An 11,636-nucleotide genomic window follows, 5' to 3' on the forward strand; every position below is an offset into this window, starting at 1 on the left:
CAGTCAGACGGACCGGTGTATCGGTACCGATCGCGCATCTCGTGAGCGAGACGCAAGCAGAGTTACCGAATCACTGTGCGGCGTACAGTTCCGCGTACGGCCCGTCTCGATCGAGTAACTGGCCGTGACGGCCTCGTTCGACGATGGTACCCTCCTCCAGCGTGTAGATGCGATCCGCGTCGCAGACGGTCGATAGTCGGTGAGCGATCGCGATCACGGTTCGATCGCGGTCCATCGCTTCCAGTTCGGTCTGGATCCGCTGTTCGATGGTCGCATCGAGCGCGCTGGTCGCTTCGTCGAGAACGAGAATCGGCGTGTCCTCTAACAGGCCGCGTGCGAGCGCGACCCGCTGGCGTTGGCCACCGGAGAGTCTGACGCCATCGTCACCGAGTTCCGTCTCGTAGCCCTCGGGGAGGTCCTCGACGAACTCGGTTACCTGCGCGATCCGGCAAGCCCACTCGAGTTCTTCGTCGGTGGCGTCGGGATTCGCCATCGTGACGTTCGCCCGCAACGTATCGTTGAACACGTACGGATCCTGGCGGACGAACGCAACGGCGTCCCGCCAGGCATCGATATCGTACTCGTCGATCGGCGTTCCGGCGGCGCGAATCTCGCCCGAATCCGGCCGGTACAGTCGGGCAATCAGCGCGGCGATCGTCGATTTCCCCGCGCCGGATTGGCCGACGAACGCGACGAATTCGCCGCGCCCGATGGTAAACGAGAGGTCGTCGAGGACGGCCTCGTCGTCGCCGTAGGCGAACGACACTCGATCGAATTCGATCGGGGTCGGATCGGTCGGAACCGGTAGGTCACCGCCCTCGATATCGCGGTTGGCCTCGAGTTCTTCGATAAATCGCTGGGTGCGAAGCAGGTGCGGGAGCCGCCCTTCGATCTTGTAAAAGTACTTGTTCGCCTGACTCACGCTGGGACCGACCTGAAACATCGCATAGAGGAACACGCCGAGCGTCGCGAGGGTCAGATCAGCGAACGTGACCGAGACGTAGATCAGGCCGAAGACGAGGATCGCGATGGAGAGATTGTAGACGTTGTTGATCACTTCCTCGTTCCGGCCGAGCGTGATCGTCGCGTCGGTAAACCGGTCCAGCGAGTGCGAAAACGCCGTATAAATATCGTCTTCGATCCCCAGCATCTTCACTTCACGAATGCCCTGCGTTCCCGCCTGAACGCGCTGTTGGATGCGTTCGTTCGCATCGGCGACGCGATCGCCGATCGTGTAGCCCGCCTCCGTAATCGTCCGCACGAGCACGGTCAACACCACGACTGCACCGCCCGCGAGGATCGTCAGTAGCGGAGAGATATAGAACGCGACCCCCAGATAGGCGACGATGAGCAACGACGTGCCGAACAGGCGGACGGTGTCTCGAATTACCTTCCCGGCGTACTCCGCTTGCGTCACGATCGCGTTGATGATGTCGTCCGACCCCTCGCGGTCGAAGTACGCCGTGTGGGCGTCGAGGGCGTTTCGGAACGCACGTCGCTGAAGATCACGAACGTACCACGTCTGTAGCGTTACGCGCAGCCAGGCGAGGGCGATACTCGAGAGGAATCGAACCGTCATCACGATGCTGACGCCGACAACGATATAGCCGAGCTCGAAGGGGACGCCGAGGGCGTCGAACGCGGTGACGAAGAGCCCGGCGATCCCGTCCGCGTTCGCGGCCGAATCTGGGTTCTGTGCCAGTTCGACGATCGGAACGATGAAGCTCAATCCGATCCCTTCCAGCAGCGCCACGAAGGCGCTAAAGGCGACGATCAGTAGCGTCAGCGACGGGCGGAAGGTCGCGATGAGATACAATCCGCGAAGCTTTTCCCGAAGTGAGAGATCCTCCGAAGACATCGAATCAGTTCGGATCTCACGAGAGTCACGCCTTGTTATGTCGACGCTACCGGCCCCGGAGCCACCGATCGACCGTCCGGAAGGATGTCCCTTCTGTCGTCCGTCTCGGCTGAACGATCGCCCCGGTTTTCGTGTTCCGAATGGATCGACCGCGTATGTCTACTGAGGGGTCCCCGACTATCGACGTCCACCGACTCGTCGAACGTCTCTACGAGCGCTGCCCCATCTCCGTCCCGGCGAGCGTGCGCAATTCGTATCTTCGCCGGACGCTCGACGACGATTTCGACGGCTACGAGCGGCCACCCGATCCGTTTGCCGTCCGCCGGGTCGATCCGGATCGGATCGAGGCGTTTACCGGACGACCCTACCCACCGTACCACGGGAAACGGTCCCAACTCGGAACGGTCAGAGCTGGCACGTGGGACCGACGAGACGAGCCGCCGATCGTCGACGACGCCTACCGCCACCGGTATGAGCTCTACCGTGCCGATCGATTCTCCGAGAGCGTCTTTTATCGCTCCCTGCGTGCCCACTTCGTGGATGGACTCGCCTGGGAGGAAACGCCGTTCGTCGATCGCTGTCTCGAACTGGCCGACCGCGGCGAACAGTCCTGGCGAAGTCTGACGTCGGCGGCTGAGATTCGCGAGCGCTGTGGGCAGATCGACGCCCTCTACGAGACGATCCGAACCGAGGGCTACCGGTCCCAGCGGGAACTCGGGGAGCCATCGCTACTCCGGGTGACGGACGAAGTCGTCGTCGACGTCGCTCGCGACGGAACTCTCCTGTTCGTCAACGGCCGCCACCGGCTCGCGATCGCGAAGCTCCTCGACCTCGAATCGATCCCGGTCGGGATCCTCGTCCGCCACGCAGACTGGATGGAAACGCGTGAGGCGTACGGGCGTCCCAACGGGAGTCCCGATCACCCCGATCTCCGTGGACTCCGCGAGAACGGCCGATCGTCGAACGAGGTGCCGGCCAGTTCGATCGACTGATCGGTCGGGGAGTCGAACAGTATCGACAGCATACCTTTCCCGAGGGCCACCATCCGCCTCAATCATCAATGCGCGATCGGTCCGTCGTCGACACCGCACGAGTGGCTCGGCAGGTGGTCGATCACGAGGGGGTCGCCGGACTCCTCAGGACCGGGACCGAGTACGCGATCGCCCGCCCCAGAATCCATCCGCGGGTACACTGGTGGATAGCAACCAGCTACTACCGGCGACGCTGTGCGAACGACGTCGCCAGCTATCCCGCCCCACCGAATCCGTTCAAGCTCGTCTGGGTCTCCCCGAGCCGAATCGAGCGCCACACGCGGCGGGCGTATCCACCCTACCGGGACCGCCTCGGCCAGTTCGGTGCGGTCCGCGGTGGAGACTGGGACCGCCGCGACGAGCCGCCGATCGATCCCACCTACGACGGCCCGCCCGCCAGCTTGTTCCTGGCCGATCGGTTCGAAGAATCAGTCCTCTATCGCTCGCTCGCGGCCCATTTCGATCGGGGCCGTCCATGGGCCGACACCGAACTCGTCAGGGAGGCGACTCGCCTCGTCTCGGACCCGTCGGTCGAGCGCGTCTGGCACGAGTGTGAGACGGTCGCGGACGTTCACCGTCGCTGTCGCCGCCTCGACGAGTTGTACGAGACGATCCGGGATGAGGGATACCGCGCCCAGCGCGATCGGTTCCGCGACGATCCGTCGATCGGATTCCGTCACTGTCTCCGCCACGAGATCACCGTCGATATCGGCCGAGACGGGGCGTTGGTACTGGTCTGTGGAAAACATCGACTCGCGATCGCGAAACTGCTCGGGCTCGATCGGATTCCCGCGGTGATCCTCGTCAGACACCGCGAGTGGATGGCTCACCGAGTCGCCGTCGCTGCCGGCGAGGAACGCGGTCACCACCCGGACCTGCGAGACGTACGAGAGAGCGTTCACGGAGCGCGAGACCGATAGCGAACGAAAACGGGCTCAGACGCCGGGTAGATCGCGTCTGATCCGTTCGGCGGCACGATTGAACCGGGTCGCAGAGCGGTAGGTGTATCGCCCACCGAGCGCGAGCAACAGGTAGACGTACGCCGGTCGAAATCGAGGATGTGTCCGGACCGCGCGCGTAGCGAACTGGCGAGCGTCGTCGTAGTAGCCGTTGGCTAACCCCGCAGCGGCAATCCCGGTCGCGAGTTTCGCCAGAAACTCCCGTTCGCGGCCGTGTTCGGCCGCCAACTCACGGTGTTTCTCCACGTACAGCGGGTAGGTGGTATCTCGTTTCTCCTCGAAGTTGTCGCTGATCTGCTCGTACTCACCAAGTCGGCGGACCACGAGCGGGCGACGGATCGACGCGAACGAACAGTGACAGGACAGCCTGAGCAACCACTCGCGATCCTGCCACGCCGGAAACCGCTCGTCCGGCGTCCCTGCCTTCTCGATCACCGATCGTCTGACGGCGATCGTCGAGAACGGGCCAGCGACACCGCTGCCGATCAGTCCGGGTGTGGCGTTTCGCTCGACGGTCGGGAGCGTGACGTTCGCTTCCGTGTCCCCGGAAACCCGCTGTTGGCCGACGACCACGACACCGACGCGGTCGTCCTCGAAGGCGTCGACCTGAGCCTCGAGTTTGTCCGGTTTCCACCGATCGTCGTCGTCGATGAACGCGATGATCTCACCACTCGCCTCACGAATGCCCGTATTGCGCGCCGCATTCGCCCCCCGATTCGTCTCGTGGCGATAACACCGCCAGTCGAGGTCCTGGGGCATACCATCAGCGAGAACGCGCCTCGCTGGCGTCGGCGAACAGTCGTCAACGACGATCAGTTCGATGTTCGGATAGCGCTGTGTCGCGACGCTCTCGACCGCCTCCGTGAGCATCTCCGGCCGATCGTAGGTCGGAAGCACGACGCTCACCAGCGGACGCTCGGTTCTCGCCACCATGTATCTACAGAGGATAAACTATCTCAGCTATTCGTTAATGATCAACTACCGAACCGGTTCGATCGCCGTCCGTTCTCGCCACGCGCGATCGACTGCACCAGCCCGCGTACCGTTTAATAGCGTCGCCGCGAACCAGAATGCATGAGCGAAGCGACGGAGAACGAACCGGAACCGACTCCCGAGCCGCTGGTCCGATCGAGCGGGGAAATCGAGTACGACACTGTCGACGCGGCCGACGGCCTCCGCAAGGGGGTCTTGATCGACGCGCACGACGGCGCACCGAACTTCGCGATCCGGCGATTCGTCCTCGAACCGGGTGCCGAGGTGCCGAAGCACACGAACGCGGTCGAACACGAACAGTACGTCCTCGAGGGGACGTACACGGTCGGGATCAGCGAAGCGCCGGAGGCGCATCGAGCAGACGGCGAAGCCGTCGACGGCGAGGAGTTCGAGGTTTCGGCAGGCGATTCGCTGCTCATCCCCGCCGGGACGGTCCACTGGTACCGGAACGACGGCGACGAACCGGGTGCGTTCCTCTGTGCGGTTCCGAACGGCGACGACGCGATCGAACTGCAGGAGTAAGGTCGAACCGCAATAGAGCGGGATGGTCGGTATCGTCCGCCACGACGTCGCCCGGGCCGACCGCCACGTGCTCCCGTCTCGATCGACTACTCCGAATCGCGTTCGGGCCAGGCGAACCCGTCGTCCGTGGCGGGGTTCGACTCGACCGGGTCTCCCCCTGTTTTGGTGGTGCTGTCGTCATCTCCTCCGCCGACACCGGTTCCGTCTCCCTCCTCCCCATCCGTAACGAGGATTCCGTCCTGCGTTCGAGCGAGTTCGACTCCCTCAGCCGCTGACGGCTCGATCGAGACCTCGAACGTCGAGAGTGACTCGGAAAGTTCGCGTGCGCGCTCGGAGAGCAGCGACGCAGTGTGAGAAACGTCGACGAGCGACGAGGTCTGCTCTTCGGCCGCCGCCGCGACAGTTTCGGCCTCGGCGCTAGTCTCCTCACTGATCGCCGTGACGTCGTCGGTCATCGCTACGACCTGCTGGGTCGCCGCGGCCTGTTGCTGGCTTGCGGTCGAGATTTCCTGGACCCCTTGGTTGGTCTCCGCCGCGAACGACGAAATCTCGTCGAGCGCAGTGACCGATTCTTCGACCGCGCTCCGGTGCGTGACGATCCGATCGTTCGTTTCGCGAACCACGTCGACGACGCGCTCGGTTTGCTGTTCGACGCGCTCGAGACGGTCTTCGATGTCCGTCGTCGCCTCCTGCGTCTCGGCAGCGAGCGATTTGACCTGATCTGCGACCGCGGAGAAGCCACCGTCGGCGGAGTCCGTCCGGCTCGCTTCGATCGACGCGTTCAACGCGAGCATGTTCGTCTGGGCGGCGAGATCCTCGATGAACGCGATCAACTCGTCGATCTCGACCATTTCGCGTTCTAGCCGGTCGACTTCCGTGACCGCCTCCTCGGCCTCGGTTTCGATCGCGTTCATCCCGTCGATTGCACGCTGGGCGGATTCGCGGGCGCTCGCGCCCGTCTCCGCGGTTCGTTCGGCAAGTGAGGCGACCTGGGACGACGTCGCGGCGATCTGGTCGGTCGTCGTCGACAGATCGTCGATCTCGGTACTGACGGCTGTGAGTTGGTCGCTCTGTCTGTCCGCACCGTCGGCGATCTGCTGAACGGACGTCGTCACCTGTTCGGAGGCCGAACGAACCTCGGCAGTGCCGTCGGCGGTCGTTTCGGCGGCGTCGTCGACCGCGTCCGCAAACGCTCGCGTCGCGCTCACCGTCGCCTCAATGTCGTCCATCATCGCGTTGAACTCGGTCGCGACCGTCTCCATCGCCTCGCTCTCGTCGTCGGGATCGAGTCGCTCCGTGAGATCTCCGTCCGCGCAGGCGCGCATCGTTTCGCCGTATTCGTCGGCCGTCCGTTCGAGGTGCCGGGAGAACCGCTCCGATTCGGCGCGAGCGCGCTCGGCGTCCGTTCGCGCCGACTCAGCCTCCTCGATCCGATCGCGCAGCGACCGGCGCATCCGGTCGAGCGATCGGTGAAGATCGCCGAGTTCGTCGCTGCGAGTCGACTCCACGGGGTCGTCGAGAGTCCCGTCCTCGATGGTTGCGGCCTCGCTAGAGAGGTCCCGGAGCGAGCGGGCAGTCGTTCGACCGATCGTCACACCGAGGATGACGACGCTCGCAAAGGCGACGGCCAGCATCGACAGGATCCCGTTCGAGATGTCCGTCTGCAGCGAGTACGCCTGGGCGGTGGGAACCCTGGTCGTCAGCGTCCAGTCCGTGCTCTCGAGCGCCGCGTAACCCACGGCGAGGTCGTCCGCGGCTGTCGTTTCTATCGACGTCGTTCCGGTTCCGTCACCCACGTCGGCAGGGTCGAGAACGTCGTCCTGAAGGAGGAGTGTCCGGTCGTGTGAAAGGACGACGGTTCCGCTCGAGTCGACGACGACCACGTCGTTCCCCTCGTCGCCGACCATGTACCGTGAGAGCGACCTGAGGTCGACGAGTCCGACGACGACACGATCGGAACCGGGAACGTTGCTAACGACGAGTATCGCGGGACGGCCGGTTTCCGTCTCGAACGGGTCGGTGAAAACGACGTTGGACCCGTCCTCGGTGGCCGCGGAAACCTGATCGGACATCGCGTCGCTCATCTGTCGGTCGTCGACGACCGTGGTCGTGCCCGCGGAGACGAACACGTCGCCGGTATCGGGATCCACGTAGTAACCGCCGTCGAACGCCGTGCGATCGGTCATCCGGTGTAACGAGTCGGAGATCGCGACGGTGTCTTCGCTCCGAAACGCCGTCGATCGCGGGAGCGATTGCATGTACCGCTCGGTCGAGTCGTACCAGGTGTCGAGTCGATCCGAGTCTTTCTCGGCGTCGGAGACGAGTTGCGACTGGACGTCAGACTCGAGTTCGTCGCCAGTGTGGGCGTAGACGTAGCCGCCGGACACACCCAACACGAGGACGACGACCGCGAGCGCGGTGACAAAGCGGAGCGCGTAACTGCGGCGGATTCCCGGAACGTATTCGGCTGGATTGAACCCCATTCGAGTGGCGCTCTCTACTCACAGACAATGTAGTTCGCTAATTTTGAAACGTACCGCTATTGAGTGACGGGGTCGGGTACGTACGGCGGCACCTTCGTTTTCACCGTCCCGACAGTAGGGGTGTTGCCCCGGTCGCAGGTGTCGATCGAGCGCCGAGCACTCCCGCTTTCCGAGGGAGTCCGAACCGCTAAAATACTGTCCCTCCATACTGACGCCCGTGTCGAAGCAGGTTCAGGACGTCGAAACGATCTTCTGTCACGAAGTCGGTGACGACTATCTCGTCGTCGTCCAGCGGGACGGTACACGGCTGTTCCGGGCGAAACTCGGTCTCTCCGAAACCTCGGCCGGCCCCCGACCCGCGAAGTTCCGGCTCAAACAGGGCTCCAGCGAGGAGCCTCGCCAGCCCGACGAGTTCGTCGAACTCGCGCGTCGTGCGAAACGCATTCGAATCTCCGAGCAAACGTCGCCACGGGGACGGGACGAACTCCGGGAGATGCTCGCGGGGTACCAGCTCGAGGACAAGGCCAAGGCCGTCCGGACGTGTCGGTACTGTGCGTCCGCGGGTCGATACTCACCTATTACGACCGAAACCGCCGTCAAGGACGACGAAGACTGGATCTGTACGGATTGTGCGCGACAGGAGCTCGAACGACAGCTCTCGTACTCCGGCGGTGGTACGGTTACCGGCGCCGCCAAAGACCGCCTCGAAGACCTCATGATCGAGGTCCAGGACCTCCAGCGGATCGTCAACCTTCTGCAGGGGCGGCTCGATCCCGATCTAACGAAGTTCGATACGATCTCCGCGACGACCGACGAGGTCGACCCCGTCCGGGTGGATTCGCTCGACCTCCATCCCGACCTGCAGGGACTGCTCGAGGATCGTTTCGAGACCCTGCTTCCCGTTCAGAGTCTCGCCGCTGAGAACGGCCTGTTCGACGGGGACGATCAACTGGTCGTCTCCGCGACGGCGACCGGGAAGACGCTCGTGGGAGAGATGACCGGAATCGATCGCGTCCTCGACGGAAAGGGGAAGATGCTCTTTCTCGTCCCGCTGGTCGCGCTGGCCAACCAGAAGTACGAGGATTTCAAAGAGGAGTACGGCCACCTGGTCGACGTCTCCATCCGCGTGGGCGCGAGTCGGATCAGCGACAACGGCAACCAGTTCGATCCCAGCGCCGACGTCATCGTCGGCACCTACGAGGGGATCGACCACGCCCTCCGGACGGGCAAGGACATGGGCGACATCGGAACCGTCGTCATCGACGAAGTCCACACCTTGAAAGAGGGCGAACGGGGCCACCGTCTCGACGGCCTCATCTCGCGGCTCAAATATACCTGCGAGCAGCGGGCGGCGCGCGCGAAGGGCGGGCCGCCGGACGACGAGCGGCGAAGCTGCGAACGCGCGGCGCGAGCGAAGTCAGGGCCGCGAAACGAGCAAACGGGGAACGAAGCGGCCCGTGAGCAGCGAGACGACTACCAGGGTGCCCAGTGGATCTACCTCTCGGCAACGGTCGGCAATCCCGAACAGCTCGCGGGCGCACTCGAGGCCACGCTCATCGAATTCGAGGAGCGACCGGTGCCGATCGAACGCCACGTCACCTTCGCAGACGGCCAGGAGAAGGTCCGTGTCGCGAACAAACTCGTCAGGCGCGAGTTCGATACCGAGTCCTCGAAGGGGTATCGCGGCCAGACGATTATTTTCACCAACTCCCGGCGGCGCTGTCACGAGATTGCACGAAAGCTCGAGTACTCCGCCGCGCCGTACCACGCCGGCTTGGACTACAAGCGCCGGAAGACGGTCGAACGACAGTTCGGGGACCAGGACCTCGCCGCCGTCGTCACGACCGCCGCCCTCGCTGCCGGGGTCGACTTCCCGGCTTCGCAGGTCGTCTTCGACTCGCTGGCGATGGGGATCGAGTGGCTCTCAGTCCAGGAGTTCCACCAGATGCTCGGTCGCGCGGGCCGCCCCGACTACCACGACGAAGGGAAGGTGTACGTCCTCGTCGAACCCGACTGCTCGTATCACAACTCGATGGAGATGACCGAGGACGAGGTCGCCTTCAAACTCCTCAAGGGAGACATGGAGTCGGTGATGACCCACTACGACGAGGACGCCGCCATCGAGGAAACCCTCGCGAACATCACCGTCGGCGGCAAGGCCGCCAAGGCGCTCAACGATCGGATGCTCGGGGAGGTGCCGACGAAACACGCGATCGGCAAGCTGCTCCAGTACGAGTTTATCGACGGCTTCGAGCCGACGCCGCTCGGACGCGTGATTACGGAACACTTTCTCAAGCCGGGCGAGGCGTTCATGCTCATCGACGCCATCCGGAAGGATGCCCATCCGTACGAGTTGATCGCGGATCTGGAACTCCGCGACGACGACCTGTGACGGGGCCGGGTGGAGCGATCGCTCCGATCGGCCGCACAGACGATATCGAGAAGCGCTGGAACGGTTACGAGACGGGCCGTAACCGGACCGAAGTCCTGTCTCTCATCACGTTCTCGAACCTGTTGGCGGCCAGAACGGTAAAGAGAGAGAGAGGGGACATGCTTAGCACAACGCGATCCACTCAGTATGGAGCCGACCAGTAACGCGGCGATCGATCCCCCGGCGAACGTCCTCCACGTCTCTCCTAGAGTGCAGGACCCGGAGACGTGGCAAGCGGAGTTACACCAGGAGGGAGCGGCGTTGCTCGAGGTGGCGTTCGTCAACGACGCCGCCGAACCGCCGTCACCGAGCGATCGAGACGGTACGCACGGACACCTGACGATCGGTGCTGGTCCCGCCGAAGACGGGTCCGACCTCGATCACGACGCCTCAGTGATGACCGAATCGATCGCCGACCCGACCGATTTGTCGGAAATCGGGGTTACCATCAGTCGATTCTGTAAACGCTGGAGCGAGAACCACGAGGAGATCGTCGTCCGGTTCGACTCGCTCACGGCACTTCTCCGGCACTCCTCGGCAAAGACAGTCTTCCAGTTTACCCACGTTCTCACTAGCCGATTCTCGAGCGTCGACGCCACCGCCCACGTGTACTTCGATCCGTCCGACTACGACGATCGAGTCGTCTCGACGTTCGGGACGCTGTTCGACGCGGTCGTCGCAACCGACGACGCAGAAGTGTCGATCGCTGAGGCTACCGACGACGAGGTCGCAGACCTTCTGGCGGAATGGGATGCCCAACCATCGCCCGATCCCGGACGGCCGGGACCGATCGCGGAAGCAACCGACGAAGACATCGCACAACTGCTTAGCGAGTGATCAGAACGCGATTCCGAATACCGAGAGCAAAATAATAAGTATCGCGCCGGGAAGACCACCGAGGGCCACGATCACGAGCGCGATCGGCGTGACGGCGATCTGTATCCCAACGACGATCTGGGCCAGAAACAGCACCACCAGTCCGACGACCGCGTTGACGATGAACGGGCGGACCGTCTGAATAATCGTCGCGGCACCCAGCAACGCGACGAGAACGAGAATCAAGAGGAGGAGTTCGATTCCAGTCGTCATACCAGACAGTACGGGCCGATCGGGGAAAACCGTTGGCTACGGTCTCGACCACGGAACGAAACCCTTTAAGACGTGCACCCGAAAGATGGGTGTACGGGATCGTGGGTTAGCCTGGTATACTTCGGGCCTTGGGTGCCCGTGACCCCGGTTCAAATCCGGGCGATCCCATCCTTTTATAAGGTTTTTCGGGCCGAATAGAAGTCAGAGTGCTGCGTTTAGCGGATCTACCGAGAGGTGGTCGCGGTGAGTCGCACCGTCGAACTCGAGCCA

9 protein-coding genes and 1 tRNA gene are annotated in these 11,636 nt (G+C 63.4%); 6 read left to right on the forward strand and 4 right to left on the reverse strand.

Annotated elements, in window-relative coordinates; all coding sequences use genetic code 11:
• Window positions 1–70: 70 nt before the first annotated feature.
• Window positions 71–1,858, reverse strand: a complete 1,788-nt coding sequence (locus AC6I6L_RS13040; RefSeq protein WP_497918188.1) for an ABC transporter ATP-binding protein — start codon at window positions 1,856–1,858, stop codon at window positions 71–73.
• Window positions 1,859–2,013: 155 nt separating this feature from the next.
• Here AC6I6L_RS13040 and AC6I6L_RS13045 point away from each other — a divergent pair, with 155 nt between their 5' ends.
• Both AC6I6L_RS13045 and AC6I6L_RS13050 read left to right on the forward strand, forming a co-directional pair.
• Window positions 2,014–2,850: a hypothetical protein gene (locus tag AC6I6L_RS13045; protein WP_497918189.1), complete on the forward strand. Its 837-nt coding sequence runs from the start codon at window positions 2,014–2,016 to the stop codon at window positions 2,848–2,850.
• 68 nt (window positions 2,851–2,918) lie between these two features.
• Entirely contained in the window at window positions 2,919–3,809 is an 891-nt protein-coding gene (locus tag AC6I6L_RS13050) for a ParB N-terminal domain-containing protein (protein WP_497918190.1), read from the forward strand.
• Window positions 3,810–3,824: 15 nt separating this feature from the next.
• Here the strand turns inward: AC6I6L_RS13050 and AC6I6L_RS13055 are convergent, their stop codons facing one another.
• Window positions 3,825–4,781: a glycosyltransferase family 2 protein gene (locus AC6I6L_RS13055; RefSeq protein ID WP_497918191.1), complete on the reverse strand. Its 957-nt coding sequence runs from the start codon at window positions 4,779–4,781 to the stop codon at window positions 3,825–3,827.
• 141 nt (window positions 4,782–4,922) lie between these two features.
• On the opposite strand from AC6I6L_RS13055, the gene AC6I6L_RS13060 reads away from it, so the two are divergent.
• Window positions 4,923–5,363, forward strand: coding sequence for a cupin domain-containing protein (locus tag AC6I6L_RS13060; protein WP_497918192.1), 441 nt, complete (start codon window positions 4,923–4,925; stop codon window positions 5,361–5,363).
• An 86-nt stretch (window positions 5,364–5,449) separates the two neighbouring features.
• On the opposite strand, the gene AC6I6L_RS13065 is transcribed toward AC6I6L_RS13060, so the two are convergent.
• Entirely contained in the window at window positions 5,450–7,846 is a 2,397-nt protein-coding gene (locus tag AC6I6L_RS13065) for a methyl-accepting chemotaxis protein (protein WP_497918193.1), read from the reverse strand.
• Between the two features lie 217 nt (window positions 7,847–8,063).
• Here AC6I6L_RS13065 and AC6I6L_RS13070 point away from each other — a divergent pair, with 217 nt between their 5' ends.
• Both AC6I6L_RS13070 and AC6I6L_RS13075 read left to right on the forward strand, forming a co-directional pair.
• The gene (locus AC6I6L_RS13070) at window positions 8,064–10,238 is read left to right on the forward strand and encodes a DEAD/DEAH box helicase (protein ID WP_497918194.1); all 2,175 of its coding nucleotides are present in this window, start codon (window positions 8,064–8,066) and stop codon (window positions 10,236–10,238) included.
• A gap of 186 nt (window positions 10,239–10,424) precedes the next feature.
• Window positions 10,425–11,114 carry a DUF7504 family protein gene (locus tag AC6I6L_RS13075; RefSeq protein ID WP_497918195.1) on the forward strand — a complete coding sequence of 230 codons (690 nt, stop codon included), beginning with the start codon at window positions 10,425–10,427 and terminating at the stop codon, window positions 11,112–11,114.
• Here AC6I6L_RS13075 and AC6I6L_RS13080 read toward each other — a convergent pair whose 3' ends face one another.
• The gene (locus tag AC6I6L_RS13080) at window positions 11,115–11,366 is read right to left on the reverse strand and encodes a pro-sigmaK processing inhibitor BofA family protein (protein WP_497918196.1); all 252 of its coding nucleotides are present in this window, start codon (window positions 11,364–11,366) and stop codon (window positions 11,115–11,117) included. It lies immediately after the preceding gene.
• Between the two features lie 95 nt (window positions 11,367–11,461).
• Between AC6I6L_RS13080 and AC6I6L_RS13085 the strand changes: the two genes are divergently transcribed.
• A tRNA-Pro gene (locus AC6I6L_RS13085) sits at window positions 11,462–11,534 on the forward strand.
• The last annotated feature ends 102 nt before the right edge of the window (window positions 11,535–11,636 follow it).

Source organism: Halosolutus sp. DAT137, assembly GCF_059736405.1.